Genomic DNA, 22,713 nt, shown 5'->3' with positions numbered 1-22,713 from the left:
CTTACTAACTTGCAATTTGACTCAGACGAACTGCTTCATAAATTTCGGAAATACTATTCCGAATCTCAACTCTCATGGCTTTGGCTTTTGCTCGAATTCCTTCCGCATTTTCTTGTACATAAGTTAGATGAGTATTAATCTTGGTGACATAATCTAAAGATGACTGAATTCGCTGAAGTTGGGCTTCTATAACTGTATAATCCAGTTGAGAATTAACGAGCTGCTGAGATGCCAACTGTTGGCGAATAATCAAAAATTGGATAGCGACATTTAATAGTTCATGTGTAGTAGCTACCCATAAACCCTGTTCACATATCCCTTGCCCCCATTCACCAATTTCGTGAGCTAAACCATCACGAGTGCGACTCAGAAATATAGCAGTATTTGCTCCACGCTTTTCCATAGCTGTGCTTAATTGCTTAGAAATTCTTCCTCGACCCCATCGTTTAGATTCTCGGTTTCTCGCTTCAATAACTATTGACATTTCTGTTAGTGCTATTGAGTTTGCACTCAGCTTGATGAGAATATCTCCAGGTTCTTTATCATTACCAATATGAGAAACCTCTGCGCCACATAGCTTTGACCAATTTTGCAATTCTACAACCACAGCTTCTTCGTAAGTTCCTCCTTTAGCAATAGTTTGCTCCAGAACAGACTCTACCACCTCTTTTTCCCGAATTTGTTTAGCTAATTGATCTACTTCGCTAGCTAGTGGTTTAACTGCTTCCTCAACCACAGTCTTAACGGCTTTAGCTAAAGTTCCATTTTCTGTTGTGACATTGTTTAACGCCTCTATAAATACGCCTTGTACTGAGCCAGAATACTGAGGATTTAACAAGTCCTGCAACTTCTTCATTACGCCGCCAAGAGTTGAAGTCTCTTTCGAGGTGTCAATCTCCTGTTGAAACAATATTCTCACTCCTTCTAGTTGTTCCGTAAGAACTGCTTTGGTTATATTAATTTGATTTTGTATTAGAGCAAATACTTGACCATCATCTGTACTAAGTTGACTGATTAATCTTTGCTCAAGGGTTTCAGGTATAACTCCAACAGCTTTAGAAATATCAACAAGCAAAGACTCAAACTGTCGTTTTACAAATTCCGTATCAGTAAGGGTTTGAACTCTTTGGAGGCAAAAGAATCCTGCTTCAAAAGCATTTAGGCAAGCCTTTTCTTTTTCTGATTGTGGAAGAAGTTGTAGGTAATCTACAGCTTCACGTAGGGGGATTTGCAAATCACGAATGAGAATAGAGTTATCCATTACCTCGATTTTGCAAGGATTTTTGCTGATTTCAACGGTGCTGATTGAATTCATTAAACCTGTTGCCTGTTCCAATTAGTACTTCTATATCTCAGGCTAAGATTACCCTTGTAATCAGAGCAAGGGGTTTTTGGCACAATTGGTAGTGACTAGCGATCGCTTCTAACACTTTAACTTGCTTTGAAAAAGGCTACTTCCAGCCAATAAAAGAGCAGGCGCAGGCATTTACATACTCGCTTATTCTTGAGGGAAGTCAGAGGGCAAAGTAATAATTCCCTTAACAACTAGCTGTTTGAATTGATTAATCAGGTCGGCTTGCCGCAAAATTCGGGTAACGTATTTTGGTCGTCGGTGAAATTCTGTCCCCCAATCTTTAACAGTTTTTGGGCTAGTACCTGTAACTTCTGCGATCGCATTAATGCAAGCTTTGCGATAATTACGTCCTGGTTCGTGAGTAACCCAACGACGACAATACTCCATCGGTTCCAGGGGCAACTGACAGAGGGTATCAATTTGATGTTTGTTTTGGTGGGATTGCCTCCCAGTTTGCATCTTGAGCGTTCGTGAGTTACTAAGGGTTACAGCAGCAGGGAATTGTGAAGACACTAAGCTACTGCACCCAAAACCCATACTTGCTGACCTCAACTTAAGAAATATCTGCTCTTAGCACAAGTATCTTAGTCACGATTCACGAGTAAATTATTGTTGCGGGAAGTCAGGGGGCAGGACTATTTTTTTGATTTGGTTGAGCATATCAGCCATGCGTAAAATATGCGCTACATAATTGGGGCGCTTCTCGAAGTTGGAACCCCAATTACCTATAGTCCTTGGACTCAGACCAGTTGCTTCGGCAAGAGCGGCTATGCAGGCTTTTCTGTACCCCCGGTTATCGGGGGACATATTAACCCATTTTTTACAGTATTCCATCGGCTCCAAGGGCTTTTCATTGAGCGCGTTGATTCTATATTCAGCCCTTGGGCGAATGATGTCTATCACCTTACTTGATCTGAGTAGCACGTTTACTCACGATTCATGAGTAAACTTGTTCATAAATAATCAGGATATGCTCAACTGGCGGCAAATCCTTTTCGAGTTGATGAGCCAGAGCAATCCCATAGAAACTCATTGCCTAAAGATGTCTACAAAGTAAGGTGTGAAATAGCGGAACAGGAAGATGGTCTCATTAGTGATCTTGTTCTGTGGATTGCCAAAAGAAGCAAACTCTGCCTAAGCAGTAGTTACAGCCTCACTACTGCTTAGGCAGGTTAAAATTTTTTATACTTAATAGAAAGCATGACCAGTTAGCATTCTAGCTAATATACTATTAAAGTAAATGTCAAATTTAATTCAAAAAAGGTGAGTTTTTTACAGATAACATAAATGGCTAAAACATTTATAAATATTTGAGAGTGTGATTAATAATACTAAAATTGTGCAATTTAGCTCCGATTCTTCGAGAGGCTTTTTTGTGTCCCAGATTTTACTTATCGAGGACAATAGTAATACTTCTTTATTACGCCCTGTAGTTGGTATATCAGACAAATTGCCTCATCCTGTGCAAGTGCGTCTACACTATATTGATGAAAATGAACCAACAATAATCGCAGAACAGTTTTGCCCAGCAAAATTATCTAGTGGATCGCAACAAAACCAGAAAGTGGATGTGGCATTAGATTTACTTGATAGTCTAAAGCCACGACGAAGTGAAGCTATGGTTGTTGCGAGTGCTTTGTATGGATGTAAGAAGCGCTTTATTCAAGGTATTCAATCGCGGAATTTTCGTTTTACGCTACAAATTCGCCCTTCTACGAAAGTGCGCTTAGGCAGTGAGCATCCTCACTACAATAGTTCAAAAGAAATTGTTGCAGCATCATTATTAGATTCAGATATAGAGTGGCAAGAAGAGCCGATCATAGAATATTCAACGGGACAAGTCGTAAATTACAGCGTAGCTGAATTACCCAACGTACTTTTACCAGATAATAGTTCTGCTCGTCTAATTGTGGCTTATAGAGGTGGTGTATCAGGATTTGGTTCAAATACAATTTTTGCTCTGTCCTCAGCCTCGGAATTAGGGCTAAAAGACTTAGTACAAACAGTAGGTTGGGTGCGATGGATCAGAACAATTCTTAGAAAAAAAGAGCGGAGCAGAATAGCTGCTTTGGACACTAAATCAAGCTCATGTTCACAAAATACAAAAGATAAATATGCCGGATTAGTCATTCGCTCTAATATAACTTTAGCTTGCAAACAAGATATAAATCTTACTTTTACTAAAGAACAAAGTCCTTCGAGACGAGCAAGCCTGCAAAAAACTTTAGGTGATTCATCACATGGATTGAATGTTGTCGAACTATTTGCCGGGGCAGGGGCAATGGGACTTGGTTTTTTAATGGCAACCAAACCAAATAAACACTATAAGATAGGTTTTTGCGGTGAGGTTAATCCTGTTTATGTAGAGACTCTTAAACATAACCATGCGGCTTTTCGTCAACTCTCTCAGATATCTGGAGTTGATTGTGTTCCAGAACAAATAGAACCTCTTGACCTACGTACAAAGGAAGTACAAAAATTTACAGAAAGTCGTTGCAGGGAATTAGGCGATGTCCATATATTAATTGGTGGCCCACCATGTCAGGGTTTTTCTAGCGCCAATCGTAATTCAGGGAATAGCGAAAACCCAAATAACCAACTTGTAGATACTTTTTTCAAATATGTTGAGAAATTAAAACCTCGCTGTTTTTTAATGGAAAATGTCCAGGGTATCTTGTGGACACCAAAAGCAGGTCAAAGTTCTACTCAAATCAATGTTGTAGATTGGGTAATTAAACGTATGCACAAAGCTGGATATATTGTTTTCCCAAAACTTATAGATGCAGCTTGGTATGGAGTACCACAACATCGTAACCGCTTTTTCTTTTTTGGCATACATAAAGATTTGGGCTATAGAAAAGATGATTTCGGTGAGTGGGGGCCATTCCCTTTACCTACGCATGGTCTGGGTCAAGACAAACCTTATGTAACAGTACGAGATGCAATACAAGATTTACCTACTATTGGTAACGGATGTCTTGAACACAATATGGCTTATGAAGAGCTAAGGAACCAAAAACTTATCACAAATCCTTTTTTAAAAGCTATGAGAGAAGGAGCATCTGTTGGTTTAATCACAGACCATATTACTTCCCGTCATTCTGAATATGTAATTGAACGTTATCAACAGATACCACCTGGAGGAAATTGGCAGGATATTGAAGACAAACTCACTAATTACAGTGATGTTCAAAGAACTCATAGTAACATCTACCGAAGGCTTGGCTGGGATGAACCATCTATTACTATTGGACACTATCGCAAGAGTATGTTAATTCACCCACAACAACATCGAGGTCTATCTTTGAGGGAAGCATCCCGACTACAATCAATTCCAGATTGGTTCCGTTTTGCTGGAAGTATAGATAGCATTAACGGTGGATTAGTACACAAGCAACAGCAATTAGCTAATGCTGTCTGTCCACTTGTAACTAAAGCCATAGCAGAATTTCTTTTTGACCTTTAATAGATTATGTAAAATTATCGTGTTTTTTGTGTAAACTTAACCACCACTGTATTATTTCAAAATAAAATGTAAAAATAAGCACTTATTTTTATTGCAAGGGTACTACCGTTATTCCATGAGCCACTTAAATGCGCTCTCTACATCACAAAAATATAGTCTTTGGAATCGTGCGATCGCAGAATACTTTTTCTCTAACAATTCCAATGAACAAGAAATTTACTTGACGATATCTCCAAAAATTCTGGCTGCTGCTTTTGCGAAGATTCAAGTAACTCCATTGTCACCTGAAGAAGCAGAACAAGATTTTGTTGATGTAGTTTCATCAGTATATCGTCACAGGGTACTTTCATATTCAGCAGGATTTAGTGTTTTGCATGGAGACGATGAAAACGGGTTTCCAAAATATATTGCTTTTTTAGCTTTGTGTGTTTTAGCTGCTTATCGAATGCATTCGGATGAAGAAGTTAGCACCGGAGCTTATTACCCTAGACTTGCGGAACTTCTGGGATGTAAAATAGTTAGGAATTTTCCTGAAGGCTTTCATACAGATGAGTTTGAAAAGCTTTGGAAATTACTACATAAATGGCTTAAGCAGAAAAAATCGTTGCTTTTGGCAATGTCAGAAGCAAATACAGTAAAAAAATATATAAGCTTTCCTTTAACCCACGTACCTCTTCGTCAAGTTGATATTGAAAAGCTACCAAATTTTTTTGCATGGGCTGGTTATACTCCTGGACAGATAGCTCCAATCAACAAGTTAGAAGCAGATATTTTAAGATGGGGAAGTTGCTACTTCACGCTTACCGGAAAAAAAGCCCTTGCTGATAAGCGGCTCAAAGCTATAATTACACAGGTTAACAACGAGCTAGAACTGTGGGACGGTGCGATAAATGACTCATACGGTAGAAGAAGTGCATCTGTAGAGATTCTTCTCGATATTGTGCGACGACAACCACAATTTTCTTTTCTTCCCAGATGTCCAGATTCGTTTCCTTCCTTTTTTAATTGTGAAGAATTATATTTAGAGTCGAGCGGAGAGGGATGGTACAATCCGATTTCGCTTGGAGAGAAAAACGGACGAGATTTACGTGAAGGTTTCTCTTGGAGTACAAAATCTAACAATATTAAATTTGTTTTACAGAGGGCGGGTTGTTCTGCGATCGCACTTGCTCCCAGTTCGGATTATACAGGGTTTGTTTCTCGCCATAGTTTACCCTCTGGCATCGCTTGTAACGTTCTCGTACACGAGGATGTAGCCAAAAATGCAAGAGAATACTTTGAGGAAATTTCATCTCGTAGCTCCAATCCCATACACGATAAACGACTTCCTGATGGTTGGTGTTTGTTTCGTGACATAAAGGCTGAAAAATATGTAGCAAATATACCTTCTGGACTGGAATCACTTTATGTAGAGTCAGCCGTAGATATAGTACTATCGGGAGGATTACGTTTGGGCAAAAAGTCGGCATGGCTTTTAGGTGCGCCCCCTCGCTTAATGATTACAGGTTTACAAGAAGGTCAACAACCCAAAATTGATGGTATACCCATAACTATTGCGGAAGATGGAACTTTAGTTGACTTATCGCATTTGATGCATCCAGGAGTTCATTGGATAGAAGTCGGTTCGGTATGCAAAAAGATTGAGATTGTTGAACCTGAAATTAATTTTGATAAAGAAAGACAAAATTTTTACCGCACCAGTGTCACTGGTTCTCATGTAGCTCTCCCCCCAGGTAATTGGACAATCATAGGCGCAAATCCTGGTGAGGTAACGCAAGCAGCAATCTATGAATCTCAACAGGGAATAATAGTCAAATCTTCTTTTCAGGCAGCGTGGGCTATAGAATTCGGGTCAGGTACAGGAGCAAGAGTTGTCTGTTTGGCAAAGAGTCCACTCAGTCCTAAAACACTAAAATTCTCCATAGCAAAGACTCAAATACCATCCGAAATAGAACGTTGGACATCATTGGTTTATAACGCAGCTATTCGTCGTCCCAAATTAGCATCGATTTACGATGAAGAAAAAGCTTCTAATTTACAAGTAGCTTGGAAGGCTTATATGCAAGCTGCACGCGAAATCAAGCGACAACAAAAAAGGAGATATAGATGAGCTGGGATACATTGCTTTACTGGCTAACTCATCAGCAAGAGGGGTCATGGATAACTTTTCGTAGAGCAGTCACAGAGCTTGCTTCTTTTGAAGATCTTGATGTCGATATCAGCGATCTATGTAGAAATCTCCGGTTTCAATTGTCCGAGGCTAGTCATATAGATTTTTTCATTAATGGTTCCCAAAGATGGAAGGTTCGTCCACCAATACTCGCAGGATTGCTTAATAGTCCTGATACCGCCGTACTATGTGGAGGGCGAACACCGAAATTGCTTTCGCAGATGTGTGATGTTGCAGCAACCTTAAATTGTCAAATAATTAGCGATACGACATCTCAAAAAATAGCTGAAATACGTGTTAAGGGTACAGAAGCGGGTATTCGCCAGATAGCTGCGATTATTGGTATTTCTTTTGTTCCTCAACAAGCAAAATGTTTAAGCCAAGACTTAAACCCTATTCTCAAGCAACTAGAAATCGCAGATGAAGCAACTCCGCTAGCTGGATGGTCGGCTCAGTCATTCGATTGGCAATATCGAAAATGGGTTGATGGTGTATTACAGCATACAGTATGTGAATTTAGCTACTATAATACTCGTCATTATTTTGTCCACAATCAGCAAGGTAGATTAGTGCGGATGCCAAAGCATGAGGCACTTTATGCGGCAGCCGCGTTACGTTATCTTCAACTTGCGGTATACAATAAAACTCAACGTACATTAACCACCGATGTATCAAGTCCACTACCTGAAATGTATGCTCGTGTTGCTTATTTTTGTGCGGGCAGACCAAGCCAGATTGATCAGGGGCAAATTGTTTATAACGAAATTTCACCAGATTTAGCTGGTTTGCTTCTGGTTGCTATTGGACAAAATCATCCAGGACTCCGGTGGGTTAATTAAATTAACTAAACGCCCTGCCAGGAAACGTATATGAACGATCCGTTTAAAATTTTTGATTCAATTAGACAAACCTATCTGCGTTACCTAGAAAGCCCATTCCGGGTTAGATATGAAGCCCTGATGAGTGAACGCAGAGCAATGCTTGACCAAGATGGTCAACTATGGCGAGAACCTCTACTGGAACCGATTGCGCCTTATCTACCTTCAGGTTTTACTATTGCCGAAGCCTGTCAACATTTTGGGATTAATTCAGCCGTTGCCAACTTTATTAATGGGGGTTTATTTTCTCCCCAGCGCCAAATTTATCAGCATCAGTTTCAGGCTTGGGAACTATCTCGGCAAGGACGAGCAGTAGTCATTACATCAGGTACGGGTTCGGGAAAAACCGAATGTTACTTAATTCCCATTTTTGCTTATCTAGCCGAAGAAGCACTTGGGGATTTAACCCCAGGATTACCCGCATGGGGCTCCTCAAATGGTACTTCACAAAAATGGTGGAGGCAACTAAGACAACAATGGGTTTCTCAACGACAGCATGAATCTCCAGAAAGACCATCTGCTGTCCGCGCTTTATTACTTTACCCACTCAACGCACTTATTGAAGACCAATTAACTCGCATTCGTAGAGCTTGCGATAACCCGCATGTTCAACAGTGGCGGGAAGACAATATGAATGGAAATCGGTTTTGGTTTGGGCGATATAACGGAGCGACACCTGTAGCGGGATTACGCATGAAAGATGGGAATGTTAATTCTCAAAAGCAGGGAAAGCTTAAAAAACAGCTTTTAAAAATGGATAATGAGTGGTCAGATCAAGTTTCTGATGAGGAACTCATTTACTATTTTCAAAATCCTGATGGTTCTGAAATGTGGTCTCGTTGGGATATGCAGGATAAAGCTCCCGATATCCTAATTACCAACTACAGTATGTTAAATATTATGCTGATGCGTAGTGTTGAAAATGACATATTTGAACAAACCAAGCAATGGTTGGAGCAAGATCGGCAGCATCATGTTTTCCACCTTGTCATAGATGAACTTCACACATACCGAGGAACACCCGGAACCGAGGTTGGCTATCTTTTGCGGGCTTTACTCAATCGGATTGGCTTGGAGCCGGATTCGCCACAATTACGAATTATCGCTACTAGTGCATCTATTAGTGACGACGATGACGAAAGTCTCGATTATCTCGAACAATTTTTTGGACGCGATCGCAATACATTTTCGATTCTTCCTGGGGAACAACAAAATTTCCCGACCTCAGAACATCAGCCAAACCCACTAGAACCTTACAAAGAGACATTTGCACAAATCGACAACATCCTTAACCAAAGCCAAAATAATGATGAGGATGCGGTTATTGAGGAAGCAGCAACAACGTTAGCGAATACGCTTCATCTTCCTAACGTAGATGCTCCACCAAGGCAAGTTTTAACTGAGGGCTTAAATCACATCCAAGCGTTTGGGGCTGTACAAACCTCAGCCAGCCAATATCCATTGACAGTCAAAGAATTGGCAGAAGCAGTTTTTGGCGATGTGTCGTTAAGCGGACAAGCTGCGGCTCGCGGATTAGCTCGAACTATTGTTTTAGCAAGAAACTCTGATAATGAAGCCCTTCTCCCCCTACGTTCGCACTACTTTTTCCATAATGCAGGCAGGATTTGGGCTTGTGTAAATCCTAATTGCTCCGGGCGATCGGGGGTAACTCCATCAGGAGAACAAACACCGCCTGTTGGTAAGCTCTTCTTAGATCCTAAACCAAAATGCGATCGCTGTAATTCGAGAGTTATTGAGCTTCTTTACTGCCAATCATGTGGCGAAGTATTTCTTGGTGGGTTTAAACGTGAAGATCAGGATTCATCAAATGCTTGGTATTTATCTCCAGATTACCCTTATCTTGAAAACGTTCCAGATAAGGCAGCATCGTTAAGCCGCACCTTCGGGGAATTTTTGGTATTTTGGCCTGCAAACGGAAGGCCATTAATAAAACAAACCCACACTCGTATTCCACGATGGCAGTGGCAGGAAAAGGAGAAGGTTTATGAATGGAGACCTGCGTTACTCAATCATCTCTTAGGACGTTTAACATTACCTGCTTCTCCAAATACTGCTTCAAGTGGTTCTACTGCTGGCTATGTTTTTATAGCACCAAAAAATGAGGCAAACGCTTTTCCATCAAAATGTCCTCATTGTGAAGCTGACTGGCGTGGTAGGCGAGTCAGTTCTTCGATTCGTGACCTTGGCTCTGGTTTTCAACGAGTAGTACAAGTATTATCTGATGCTTTAATGCGGCAGATGTCACCCGAAATAGGTCGGAAACTGGTTTTATTTTCAGATAGCCGTCAAGATGCTGCCAAACTATCTACAGGTATTAAACGCGATCATTATCTTGATACAGTCCGTCAAATTGCTTACGAAAGGCTTCTGCGTCAAGCACAGGAATCAGAAACACAGTATTTGCAGGCTCAAACTCAGTATGAACTAGCTTTGGAGTTTTTTAGCTTACAAAGCCAGTTGATACAACAAAACCAAGCCAATATTGACATGGCTCGGTTACAACACTTATATACTTTACTGTCTCCGGGAACGTTAAGTAGCATTGCAGCTTATGTAATTAGTGGTAGTACAGGAAATCCACCTCTAGCATTAACACCTGCAACACCTCCTAGAGGCTTTATTTCGCTTCCATTTAATTCTTTGTTGAATGCTGTTAGAGAAGGTTTACTTTCAATTGGTTTAAACCCTGGTGGTTCAAGTCCTTCCTTAGCAAAATATAAATTTTCTAATAATGATGAGCGTTCGTGGACTGATTTAGTTGATTGGAATTCAACGCCAAGATGTTACCTAGATTTACAGCCCACACAACGAGATGCAATGAGACAAATTGAAACCGCTTTATTAGAGTCGGTTGTAAAAGCTGTCTTATTTGCTAGTGGCGCTCGTGATTTCGAGTCTCTCAAGCTTGGTTTTTTGTGGATTGACGATTCTCCACCTTCTAGCTTAGAAGAGCAAGTTGCTGCTTCTGTCATCCGGCTTTTGGCACAAAGAAGACGTTGGAACGGCTCAGGTTATCCCGGACAAGATAACCCTCCTGGTTACATTAATCAGTACCTTAACCGCGTGGCTGAAATCAGGGGCTACAATCTAGAAGAATTAGAGCAAGCAACTTTAAACATCATTAATTCAGTTTTAGACCAATGGCGAGTTGTTCCCCAATCTTTACAGGTTCTTAGTCCACGTCCTAACGAAAATAACCAAATAGATATTTACGCCTGCGGGCAATGCGGACGAATTCACCTACATGCTTCAGGAGGAATCTGTACCAGTTGTAACAGTCCTTTACCGAACATTCCAGGTACTTACAACTTAAGTGATGATTTGGAAGATTGCGATTATTATGAATATTTAGCACGTTCTAACGAACCAATATTTTCGCTTAATTCTGAAGAACTCACAGGTCAAACTGATCCTGGTGTTCGACGTGTGCGACAACGCCTTTTCCAAGATGTTTTTAAACCATCCGAACAACCCGATCCTTCTAGAATTAACCTCTTAAGTGTCACAACCACTATGGAGGCTGGAGTTGACATTGGTTCACTTCAAGCTATCGGTATGGCAAATATGCCTCCAATCCGTTTTAATTATCAGCAACGCGTGGGAAGGGCTGGTCGTCGTCGCGGTTTAGGTATGTCTGTTGCTTTAACATTATGCCGTGGGCGTAGTCATGATGATTACTATTTTGAACGTCCCCGACTTATTACTGCCGAACCTCCACCAAAACCTTACGTTGACGTTAGGCGTGAAGAAATTGCCAAGCGAGTTATAAACAAAGAAATTCTCTATAGAGCATTTCAAAATGTCCTTCTTGAATACACGGGAGATAATGTTCACGGTGAATTTGGTCAAATCTGGCAATGGTTACAACATAGACCAATCATTGAAGAATGGATACAAAATCACCCATCAGAAATTGAAGAAATATGTGAAGTAATTTTACGCCGTACTTCAATAAATGAAGCAGAAATGGTTGATTACATCTGTAATAAACTGCTACAAGATATTGATGCAGTTGTTGATGACTCTACGGACTTTCAACACTTAGCCTTAAGTCAGCGTTTAGCATCGCGTGGCATTCTTCCCATGTTTGGATTTCCTACCCGCAGCCGTTATCTGTACCATGAACGCCCAACAATGCAAGCAGGGGAATGGCCTCCAAAAACAGGTGTTGTGGAGAGAGAATTAGATATTGCAATTAGTCAATTCGCTCCAGGTGCCCAAACTGTAAAAGATGATATGCTCCTTACCGCAGTAGGAATTATCGATCCTATCCCTTCGGGGAATAAAACTGTATTCCAAGCAAATCCCTTGGGGCAAGGTGTCCGTGTTGGTGTTTGTCGCCAATGTCAAGCTTTAGTCGACGAGAATCCGTTAGAAGAAAGGGGTTGCCCTTATTGCTCGGCTCCTAGAGATGAAAAGGGATACCGAACGGTTGATATTAGCGAACCACCAGGATTTAATACATGGTGGGCAATTAACGCCGAGTATAATGGAGCGTTTGAATTTACTCCACGGGCACTCAAGACACGTTTGGGTACACCTTCTGAGGAATATAGTTTTGAAACTCGTCAAAACTTTGATATTAGATGTATTCCACAAGCTTTGGTTTATCGCATTAATGATAACAACGGCAAAGACTTTGAATTTTTCAAAGTCTCTAACCAGCACATTTGGATAACTAGGGAAGCATTTGAACAAGCTTTGTTGGATTTATCACGAGAAGAACGTGATAGGGTTACTGAGCCTGTTAACGATCCCTCTGTCCAACCGATTGTTAGAGCTTTGGCTGCCATTTCTACAACCGATATATTAATTGCAGGCATCCCCAGTGGCGGTTTCGGACTCAATTTAAATCCAGCACTAGCGGAAGCAAGAGCTGCTTGGTACTCATTTGGTTTTCTTATTAGGCGGGCTGCTGCTGTCAGCTTAGATGTTGCAGAATCTGAGCTTGATGTTGGTATTCAGCCCTTTACAGACCTTAGCAGCCCTTTTGCCCCACCATCCGCTCGGATATTTTTGTCTGATAGCCTAGAAAATGGAGCGGGTTATAGCTCACATTTAGCGGAGCCAGAGCGTTTTGAAAACCTCCTGCATTTTATTCTCGGTGACGAACATTCTTCAAGTCAAACTTTTGCTGTTCCATTACTTTCTACCGCACATCAAGAAGAATGTTCTACATCTTGCCATCGATGTTTGCGGGAGTTTGGTAATATGGCTTACCACTCAATTTTAGACTGGCGGCTTGGTTACGATATGGTGCGTCTTGCACTAAATCCCAATGCACAAATTGATTTAAATTATGATTACTGGGTGGATTTGGTATCCAATACAGCTAATTCCTACTTCTCAGGGCTGGGTTTGGAGCAAACGACTTTCGGTAGTTTATTAGCAGGTATCGATAATTTTAATAGCGAAGCCATAATCCTCATACATCCTCTTTGGGACATAAACCCTGAAAATTTACGACCAGAAATCGTGCAAGGCTACACAGAAGCACAGGAACAAGGCTTAACTCCCAAGTTAAAATCAATTTTTACCGCTATTCGCTTCCCCTATGAATGATGTTTGCTTGGTTCGGTGCTAAAGATTGTTTGAGCGATCGCCATTATTAATACAGGAAAATACCGATAGGGCGATCCGCTCAACTTTTGGGTGACACAATAGAAAATAATTAGCCCAGGAACCCAGTTCACAGCGAGGCTGTCGCGTAAGCATTTCCAAGAGAAAGTATCGTTTTCAAAAAACTACAGTAGCCAAATTTAACAACTCTTTTGACGTTTCGCCATCGTCGCAAATGGTAAAAAACAATGTGGACACTCCCCTTGCACCCAATCTGCTGGAATCGGGAAAGGTGTCTCGCAGTTAGTGCATTTTGTGAGTAAGCGTAATTGATGGCGATCGCACTTCATTTTTTCCTTATACTGCCACTCAATGCGGTGACAAGGAACTTCTGCGTAGCAAGCAGCACATAATTTAATTGGCCGGGGCTTCATTGTGATACCCTTTAAGGGCAAAGTTTGCGTGATTTTTTCAACTTCCACTTCAACAAACTTTGCTAATGCCTCTAATTCTTGTTGAGTCGGGAATGGATTGAGGTAAAGTTTTTTCCATCTTGTTACTATCGCACCGACTCCTGCTTCCTTACCAATTTGATACCCAGTAAGCAAATTAGCCCTTTCAAAGCGACCTAAAAAGTGACTTATACTTTCCCCTGGTAATGGTTCAACTGTATTTATCCAAGCTTCAAAATTATAGATTTCGTTTGACATCTGAGTTTATAATTTTGACGATGTATATTTTAGCTTGCTACTAATGAATAATCTCCTTCAATACTCTCTAAAAGTGATTTATCTATTTTGTTAACGCCAGATTCTAATGCTTTAACTGCTGCATCTCTAAGAATTTGATCTAATAATCTAATTTGACCATCTGTTTTTCCCTGTAAAAGAGTTATGATTTCCTGATTATTAGCTAAATTCGATGGCTCAGGTAGTCTCAGAATTTGCTGTTCCCAAATCTTTACCGTTTTTGTAAAGTTGGCTCCTAAAAGTTTTTCAAAACTAAAGTAAGATGCAAAACGCCCAGCAACCTGCTCATCTTTACTAATTAAAGTGTCCAGTCTACTACTAGTCCCTACCAATATAGGGACAATTTTCACTTTATCAAATAAGTCTCTAACATCTGGCAGTGTTTTAAATTGAAGACGATGAGCTTCATCAATAATCAATATTTCTACTTTACATTGTTTAATAAAATACCATGCTCTTTCTCTTAGCTGACTTTCATTGCCACCTTTTGCCTTAAATTTTAGAGTTTCAATAATATTTTTAAATAAAAGCGATGGACTACAAGAACTACCTGTTAACTCTACATACAATACAGGAATAACTGGATTTTGGTTTGGGGTTTTTACGGCTCTATTTTGGTAGGTATAAAAAAGAGAAGCTGTAGTTTTGCCCAGTCCTGACTCTCCGACTGCTCTACCAGGTTTTCCTAACTTTCGCCTTTCATCTAACCAAGCACTGAATCTTTTCACTTGTTCAATGTTTAAAATATCTGGATGTCTAAGTCGTTCGATTTCTAGCTGTATTTCTTCGTTTGTCATAGTTTACAACCCTAGCTCTTCACGCAATAGTTTTAAATCCACTTTTTCTATTGGCTCATCTGCTTCAGGTTTAGTAATTAATATCTCAACCTGTTCATTTTTTTCCTTTTCATATCTTTGTGGTATTGGCTCTGTCCTTTCTTGTTCAGAACGGCGGCGTTCAGCTTTAGTCTTACTTTTTTTATGTTTTAAAAAGTTTCTACGTCTAATGGCCTCTTCTAAAATCGAAATATTATTGATGCCTTTACCACTAGTTTCTACTTTTTTCCGTGCATATTTAACTTCCTCAACTGACAGCCTTTCTGCTTCTAAACCAACAGCATAAGCACGGGCTAAAAATATTTCTTTATTATTTTTGCGACCATACACTAACATCATAGTGATGTCTCTGGGGTCAAATCTTAAGATAACTTTTTCGCCTGCGTAAGCTCCCAAATTCTCTCCCCTGTAACGAAGACCAGAAAAATTTAGATAGCCATTGTCATATATAACCCGTTCTGCTGCCTTCATTAAGCAAATGTCAAGTTCTCTATCATTCAGCAAAGTAGGAGACATTTGCAGTCCTTTTTCCCAACGCTCAATCCGACTTTGCTTTGGAGTTAGAGGGTTGGCTTGACTTCGGGCATCAGGCTTTTGGTTATAGCTATCGACGATGTAACCAATAATTAGTTTTTCTAGTTCAGGAAGACTTATACAAGCTTTTTCTTCAGCTCCCTCTGGACGGTCTTTAACGCTTGACCCCGTGTAACCTGGCATTTCAGCAAGCAGCCCACTAATGGTTCTAAAAGGTCGTTCTACAATGCCACCATCTGAAGGTTGGCTTCGCAGAATTGGTTCAAAATCTAATTCATTCGCAATCCATTCCACTAAATGTTTTGACCGAAAATCTTTACCACCATCTGTATAAACATATTTAGGTACACCATAAGCACTCCACTTACATCTGAGTTCATACTCCGAACCGTAGCGTTTTGGCATAATTGCATTCCGTAGCGCCAAAGCCACAACTTGAGAGCTTGGCGCGGCAAAACCTAAACGGAAACCAACTATGCAACGAGAGTAACAATCTATTACTGTTGTCAATTGAGGACGGCCTATCTCCTCACCATCCTCATCCACTAATAAGATGTCAGCTTTAGTATGGTCAATTTGCCAAACCTGATTACTGTACTTAATAGATATTTCTTGACCATCACGGGTTTTAATTATATGTTCGGAACCGTGCCATCCTGGGCTACGGCTAATGCGAGATTTATGCCTTTTCTCCTCAACTGGTTTGAGCCATCTTTCTACTGTCCTAGTGCTGGGAGGTTTTCCATACTTTGACCAATACTTAAAGCCTTCTGCCTTTTCCTTGATTTTTATCAGCTTCTTTAACTCCCAATCTAAGTCTTCTCCCCAAAATCCCTGACTTTCTAACCTTGATATTTCTACTTCTAATTCTTTTTTAGCGAATTCGTAAGCTTTAGCCGCAATCTTCTCGGCGACCTGAGTGCGAGTCATGCGATCGCTTCCTTTATTCCCTTGTTTATAAAACTTGAGACTCAAGTTATACCAATATTCACTTTTTCGCACCTGTCCTTTGTCTGCTCTGGGAACTTCCGCTAAAGCAGCCATACCTTTTTCTTCCCAAGACTTAATCAAACGTCTAACGGTTCGTTCAGATTTACCAAGCTTTTTGGCTGCTTCCTCCAACCTTTTGCCGTAAGTTAGGCGATCGCAGGGTTCACGTAAACTCCGAATGATTTCTAATTTAAGCCGTTGCTCACCTGAAAGCCTGAGTTCCGAATCCTCTAAAAATCTCTGATCCAAAAACTCAACCGATTCGTCTTCTTCGGCAGAATTGTAAGTTTCATTTACAGATATTACATCTGATGAGTCATCAAAGAGTTCTGCATCTTCATCACTCAATAGGTAAGTATCTTCTTCCAAGTCAAACTCGTTATCTACATCTAAAGCACTCATAGATGTAATTTTTTTGTGAAAAACTAGTGTACATTTATACTACTATAAAGTCGTGAAGAATTGACATTTAATTTTTCGGTAAATCAACAAAAGACATTTAATATGTCGCTTTACCGAAGAATTGACATATAATTTGTCGCAGCTAACCTAAACAGCTTCTTTAGCTATCAAATGATGAAAAGTATTGATATATAAGGATTGTTCGCTAACACAGAAGTGTGACAAATAATTTGTCGATGTGGTCAAATAATATGTCGCTCTACATGGGTACATTTATACTACTATGAAGCTGCGAAGAATTGACATTTAATTCATCGCTAAATTAAGAATTGTCATCTAATTAGTCGTAAAGCTTAAAAAAAGACGCTTAATTTGTCGCCAAAGCCGGAATTAGCTTTTTACGGGTTTAATTCCTGAAAGCCTTGATATATAATGATTCGTAGTTAAGAAAGTCTTTTGACAAATAATTTGTCGCTGTGGTCAAATAATCTGTCGCTCTACAACTTCCTTTTAATCATCCGTGTAATCTAGTAATCCGTATCAATCCGTGATTCAGACAATGGGGAAAATGTGATGAACCAAGTCGGACAACCAGAACGCTAAACTCAAAACAACTGATACCATTTCTTTGTGATGCGGCGCTAAACCTTTGAAAATAATTGCTTACTCTTACACCGATCCGCTATTAGAATCTTCTCCCGATCAAGCCGATTGGGGATGGGAGGTGGATCGGGTTTATGAAGATTTGGGCAAGCCAAACTCTTCTGAACGATCGCAATTACAACAATTATTTAGCGATTGCCAAACTGAACCAGCAGATTATCTCCTGATTCGTCGGTTGGAAGAATTGGGAGATACTGTAGAGGAAATTAGCGATCGCCTCAATCAACTCGAAGTCATGGGAATCGCAGTAATCGCCACTGAACAGCCCTACACTTCCGAAAATTACCCTCTGGGCGCTGACTTGCTGAATTTGCTACACGCAATCCAACGTCAGCAACGCAGCCGCCGCATCCGCCAAGGACACGCCCGTAATCGTCTTGAAGTTGCACCACCACCGGGCAAAGTTCCCTACGGCTATCGTAGAGGTAAGGGAAAATATACCATTGACCGCAGTACTTCACCAGTCGTAAAAGATTTTTTTGAACACTTTTTACTTTATGGTTCCCTGCGGGGTTCAGTGCGTTACTTGGCGAAAAAATACGGCAAGAAAATCTCTGTCACTACAGGAAGACGCTGGCTGACTAATCCAGTTTATCGCGGCAATACAGCTTACCAAAATGGTGAAATTATCTCCAATACCCATATTCCGATAATTTCTAAGGAAGAAGCAGCCCAAGTTGACCGACTTTTGCGCCGTAACAGCCGTTTACCATCCCGAACTGCTAGCGCACCGCGTTCTCTGGCTGGGTTGGTTGTCTGTGCTGAGTGTCAGTCGCATCTGACAGTTACCCGTGTTACTCAACGCAACCAAGATAAGGAGTATCTTTATTTACGTTCTACTAGCTGTCCCCAAAGCCCCAAGTGTAAGGCTATTCCCTATCAAGAGGTGTTGGAATATACCATTGAAACCGTTTGCCGTGATTTACCTCTGGCGGTAGCAGGAATGAATTTTCCTCAGTTGGATGCATTCAAGAATAGCTTAGGGCAAGCGATCGCTCGTCAGCAAGAAATACTTGCTCAGTTACCCGCTTTAATTGAAACTGGAATTTTAGATGCCGAAACAGCAAAGTTAAGGGCTTACAAACTTCGCACAGAAATTTCTGCACTCGAAGCAAAGTTGGCAATTCTCCCTCCAGTTAACTTGCGTTCTGTTGCTCAAGCTGTTTCGATACCACAATTTTGGTTAGATTTATCGGAAACAGAACGAAGATTTTACTTTCGAGAATTTATTAGACAAATTGAGATTGTTTGTCAGAATAAAGAATTAAAACTCCAAGTTATTTTTATTTTTTGATTTAATTGAAACACTATTTTTGAGACGGTTGATCTTTAGTATACGCAACAGGTTTTGGCCCTGCATTCCGCACATTGATAACTTTATTCAGGATATCAAACCAAAAAGGCGCACCCATAGCAATAGCAAAACCACTCACTATCCAACCGCAAATTAATTTAAAAACCTGTGAAATCCTGATGTAAATGAGATTCGATTTATTCGTATCTAATAACTCAAACTGTTGATTAATATTTTGCCATCCAATTGGTATAGAAGAATTTCCTAATAGTTTTTCAATATTTTTTCTGGCTGCTTCATCATTGATATAATCGATTCGTTGACTTGCACTTTGAGTAATAGTAGAGCGGATAACCGAATCCTCCGATAGTCTTCTAACCAAGTGGAATGTATCAGTATTAGTTAAAAAAGCGACTAATATTCCAATTAAAATAGCAACTCCTTTGGCATTTCGCTTATAAACACCGCTTGCTCGATCCATCGAGCGATCGAACCATGTTTCTACTTCATTTTTAAATTGATTTACTTCTTCGTTGAGATCGCCAATCTTTATTCTACTACGTTGAGCAATTACACTAAGGCTCTTAATTAAATTATTAGGAACTTCATCAGGTAACTCATTATTAACAAAATCTATAAATTTCTGGTCAATCTCTCCATAAATTTCTTGAATTTTTGTGTAACTTGCACTATTGGGATTATTAATACCTTTTTTAAGTTCTTTGTAAGAACTTAATATCATTTGCAAGTTAGTTTTTGTTTCTTCACTAGGATGTTTAACGTAATTAATTAGCTGAGGAATTTTTAAGGTATCTAATAAAGTTACTGCAAATGTTTCAGAAGGTAGATAGGAAGGGCCGCTTTGTTTTTCTAGCACTATTTTATCAGGTTTTTTAGTAATTTCCTGGAAATGCTTTTCTAATTTACCCTTAGCTTGTTGATTCAAAGTATTAATCAAAGGATCGTTATAAAGTTTCTGTACTAGATGCATTGCATTAATAATATCTGATTTTTCACTTTCACTACCACCTGATAAAAGTAATTCAATTGAAGTTCTTAAATGTTTAACTCTCCATTGTAATAACGTGGCAATTAGTTCTTGGATTTCCGAAGCTAGCAAGCTCAAAATCAAGTAAATAAAAACCAAACCAAGAGTAATATCTACAACTACAGGTAAATTCATTGATATCTCCAATATTTTTTAGCTATTTATTGTTATAGAAAGCGTTAAAAAAATTGTATATCATAGATATCTCAATTAAAGAGTTGCTTAATTAAAGTTAAAAAATCAAATTAGTTTATTTAGATAGTTTGACTATAGATTATTTTAATTAATAATTAGTAAATTTGCTTTATTGAAAAATAAATATATTTTTCGTAAAATTAATCTTCGGAAAATTTACAGACAATTTATTGAACTATTCAGCATATAATTTAATTGGTGTAACAATCAGTTACAAAAATTATGTACTTAGCCAGATAAACCTCGTCTACCTTGAAAACCGTAGGTAGTTTTGTAGGTTGGGTGCAGCGATAGCGTAACCCAACATAAAATTTGGTGGTAATGTTGGGTTGCGTTTCACTCCACCCAACCTACAAAAATATATTTTTTAAAAAACTCTAGGTTTCAACATAGATGAGGTTTAAAAAGTAAATAGATAAAATTTAAACTAAGCATCACCTTCAAAAGAAAATACAAGTTTATTTACGGACTATCTGACAGGTAATAAATAATTAGTTGTATTATTTTTATCATTTATTCGCTAAAATGTGATTTAAATAACCAATATAAATTTTCAAAAAATAGCGCTAATTAGAAAAAATTGAGTTAATCTTGGAAACTAGCAATTGTTAAAAACATACGTTGTTACTGGGTGGCAACATTGGAGATTCGCTAGATGTCTCTATGTAATCAAACCAGCAAGTAAAATGATTACCAGAGAATATGCAAGAAGGAAGCTTTATTTGGAGTCATCTGGAAAGACAGCATCGCACGGTTGGAAAATGGATTGATTGGGTATGGCTAATAGTATTGCTGTTGGCAGCAGTATTACTGTTTAGCATCAATCTGGGAGGATTGCCACTGCGAGATTGGGATGAAGGTACTGTGGCACAGGTTGCTCGTGAAATTTGGCACGCCCCAGCAGGTTCAATGCGTTGGCTTTACCCAACGTTAGGAGGCGAACCATATCACAACAAGCCGCCTTTGATGCATTTGCTGATAGCTTGGGCTTATTCTCTAGGAGGCGAAAATGAGTTGACAACGCGCTTACCTGGAGCAATTTTAACAGCAACATCTGTACCTTTACTGTATTGCATTGCTCGAGAGATATTTCGCCAACGTTGGGCTGCTATTTATAGCGCCTTGATTTATCTAACAATGCTACCTGTGGTGCGTCATGGGCGGCTGGCAATGTTGGATGGGGCGATTGTAAGTTTTTTGATGGTGATGATGTTGTGCGTGTTGCGATCGCGCCGAGATTTACGTTATTGTCTTGGTGTTGGCATTAGCTTTGGGTTTATTTGTTTAACTCAAGGACTGCTAGGCGTATTACTCGGTGCGATCGCAATTGTATTTCTATTTTGGGATACGCCACGATTGCTCACTTGTTACTATCTCTGGATCGCAATCTTAATTGGCATTCTACCTGTAGCTGGTTGGTATGGTGCGCAACTAATTCACTATGGTTATACTTTCGCTCAAATTGGTATTGCCAATCCATCACTAGGCCGAGGCTCTGTTGTAGAAGGTAATTCTGAACCACCTTGGTACTATGTAATTGAACTTCTCAAATACACATGGCCGTGGTTATTATTCTTACCACAAACTGTCCGCTTAACCTGGGAAAATCGCAACCTTAGCTGGGCAAAACTAGTAATGGCGTGGAGTGGGGTTTATCTACTGGTAATTTCCTTGATGATTACCAAAGTTCCCTGGTATCTATTCCCGATTTACCCTAGTTTAGCTTTAGCTTTTGGTATCCAGTTATCAGATACGGAAAATTCGCCTTTACTATCATCTTATCCCCGTGCTTGGGTTGCTGGTTTGGCAATACTTGCTGTGGCTGCTTCTGCTGGTAGTATTTATTTCAGTTCGGGTACAACACCAAAAACAGACTTACAACTGATTTTTGCCGCCGTAGCTTTAACTATGACTTTAGCAGCTATTTTGGCAGAACGAGGTGACGGACAATTTCTGAAAATTTTGTTTTGGGGAAGTTATATTTCGCTGCTGCTGTTAATGAAATCTAACTACTGGGTTTGGGAATTATCTGAAGCTTATCCAGTTAAACCAGTAGCCGCCATGATTGTCCGGGCAAATCCAGCCACGAGGAAGATTTACACATCTTTTCCTTACCATCGTCCCTCGTTGGATTATTATAGCGATCGCACCATCATTCCCGCTTCTGTTGGTGAACTAGAATATTATTGGCACTACAACGGCCAACCCTACTTCCTGCTGAATCTATCTGATTTCAACAATCTTCAACTAGAGTCGATGAAGCTAATTGACCAAGCTGAAGGTTGGAAATTAGTCACAAAAGATATCAATAGATTGTAAGTATGGGGCATTGGGGAAGAGGCAGAGGGGCAGGGGGAAGGGTGCAGAGGGGAAAGACTTACTGCAACTTCTCCCCTGCTCCCTGCTCCCTGCTCCTCTGCTCCTCTGCTCCCCTGCTTGTCTCCTTATCAGGAAAAAATCAGATCGTTGCCCAAAAGGTAACGATCATCTTATAGCGATCGCGTTCTTCCAAAAAGTGTAAAAAACCTGCGACTTACTTTGAAGAAATGATAAA

At 39.8% G+C, this 22,713-nt stretch carries 14 protein-coding genes; 6 read left to right on the top strand and 8 right to left on the bottom strand.

Features of this window, described 5'->3' with window-relative positions; all coding sequences use genetic code 11:
• Positions 1 to 4 precede the first annotated feature (4 nt).
• The 3 genes from NSTC731_RS21445 to NSTC731_RS21435 form a co-directional block, all read right to left on the bottom strand.
• On the bottom strand, positions 5 to 1,315 hold the full coding sequence (locus tag NSTC731_RS21445; RefSeq protein ID WP_445626710.1) for a hypothetical protein: 1,311 nt from the start codon (positions 1,313 to 1,315) through the stop codon (positions 5 to 7).
• A 183-nt stretch (positions 1,316 to 1,498) separates the two neighbouring features.
• Positions 1,499 to 1,867, bottom strand: a complete 369-nt coding sequence (locus tag NSTC731_RS21440; RefSeq protein ID WP_445626709.1) for a hypothetical protein — start codon at positions 1,865 to 1,867, stop codon at positions 1,499 to 1,501.
• Positions 1,868 to 1,960: 93 nt separating this feature from the next.
• A complete protein-coding gene (locus NSTC731_RS21435) occupies positions 1,961 to 2,257 on the bottom strand; it encodes a hypothetical protein (protein ID WP_445626708.1) in 297 nt (98 codons plus the stop codon).
• A gap of 472 nt (positions 2,258 to 2,729) precedes the next feature.
• Here NSTC731_RS21435 and dcm point away from each other — a divergent pair, with 472 nt between their 5' ends.
• From dcm to NSTC731_RS21415, 4 genes are all read left to right on the top strand, one after another.
• Positions 2,730 to 4,820 carry a DNA (cytosine-5-)-methyltransferase gene (gene dcm / locus NSTC731_RS21430; protein ID WP_445626707.1) on the top strand — a complete coding sequence of 697 codons (2,091 nt, stop codon included), beginning with the start codon at positions 2,730 to 2,732 and terminating at the stop codon, positions 4,818 to 4,820.
• A 115-nt stretch (positions 4,821 to 4,935) separates the two neighbouring features.
• Complete coding sequence (locus tag NSTC731_RS21425) at positions 4,936 to 6,930, top strand: hypothetical protein (RefSeq protein WP_445626706.1); 1,995 nt, start codon at positions 4,936 to 4,938, stop codon at positions 6,928 to 6,930.
• Positions 6,927 to 7,829, top strand: a complete 903-nt coding sequence (locus NSTC731_RS21420) for a hypothetical protein (protein ID WP_445626705.1) — start codon at positions 6,927 to 6,929, stop codon at positions 7,827 to 7,829. The genes NSTC731_RS21425 and NSTC731_RS21420 overlap by 4 nt, the downstream gene beginning before the upstream one ends.
• Before the next feature lie 30 nt (positions 7,830 to 7,859).
• Positions 7,860 to 13,451, top strand: coding sequence for a DEAD/DEAH box helicase (locus tag NSTC731_RS21415; protein ID WP_445626704.1), 5,592 nt, complete (start codon positions 7,860 to 7,862; stop codon positions 13,449 to 13,451).
• On the opposite strand, the gene NSTC731_RS21410 is transcribed toward NSTC731_RS21415, so the two are convergent.
• The 4 genes from NSTC731_RS21410 to NSTC731_RS21395 form a co-directional block, all read right to left on the bottom strand.
• Positions 13,442 to 13,582, bottom strand: coding sequence for a hypothetical protein (locus NSTC731_RS21410; protein WP_445626703.1), 141 nt, complete (start codon positions 13,580 to 13,582; stop codon positions 13,442 to 13,444). The two genes, NSTC731_RS21415 and NSTC731_RS21410, sit on opposite strands and share 10 nt — an antisense overlap.
• 66 nt (positions 13,583 to 13,648) lie before the next feature.
• Positions 13,649 to 14,158, bottom strand: a complete 510-nt coding sequence (locus NSTC731_RS21405) for a TniQ family protein (protein ID WP_445626702.1) — start codon at positions 14,156 to 14,158, stop codon at positions 13,649 to 13,651.
• 29 nt (positions 14,159 to 14,187) lie between these two features.
• Positions 14,188 to 14,994: a TniB family NTP-binding protein gene (locus NSTC731_RS21400; protein WP_445626701.1), complete on the bottom strand. Its 807-nt coding sequence runs from the start codon at positions 14,992 to 14,994 to the stop codon at positions 14,188 to 14,190.
• 3 nt (positions 14,995 to 14,997) lie between these two features.
• Positions 14,998 to 16,959 carry a Mu transposase C-terminal domain-containing protein gene (locus tag NSTC731_RS21395; protein WP_445626700.1) on the bottom strand — a complete coding sequence of 654 codons (1,962 nt, stop codon included), beginning with the start codon at positions 16,957 to 16,959 and terminating at the stop codon, positions 14,998 to 15,000.
• A 649-nt stretch (positions 16,960 to 17,608) separates the two neighbouring features.
• On the opposite strand from NSTC731_RS21395, the gene NSTC731_RS21390 reads away from it, so the two are divergent.
• A complete protein-coding gene (locus NSTC731_RS21390) occupies positions 17,609 to 18,916 on the top strand; it encodes a recombinase family protein (protein ID WP_445626699.1) in 1,308 nt (435 codons plus the stop codon).
• A gap of 13 nt (positions 18,917 to 18,929) precedes the next feature.
• Here the strand turns inward: NSTC731_RS21390 and NSTC731_RS21385 are convergent, their stop codons facing one another.
• The gene (locus NSTC731_RS21385; protein ID WP_445626698.1) at positions 18,930 to 20,099 is read right to left on the bottom strand and encodes a hypothetical protein; all 1,170 of its coding nucleotides are present in this window, start codon (positions 20,097 to 20,099) and stop codon (positions 18,930 to 18,932) included.
• 762 nt (positions 20,100 to 20,861) lie between these two features.
• Here NSTC731_RS21385 and NSTC731_RS21380 point away from each other — a divergent pair.
• Complete coding sequence (locus tag NSTC731_RS21380) at positions 20,862 to 22,478, top strand: ArnT family glycosyltransferase (RefSeq protein WP_445626697.1); 1,617 nt, start codon at positions 20,862 to 20,864, stop codon at positions 22,476 to 22,478.
• Positions 22,479 to 22,713 lie beyond the last annotated feature (235 nt).

The sequence above is a fragment of the Nostoc sp. DSM 114167 genome (assembly GCF_052692655.1).
Note: the sequence above shows the minus strand (reverse complement) of the source record. Positions and strands in the feature narration are given on the sequence as shown.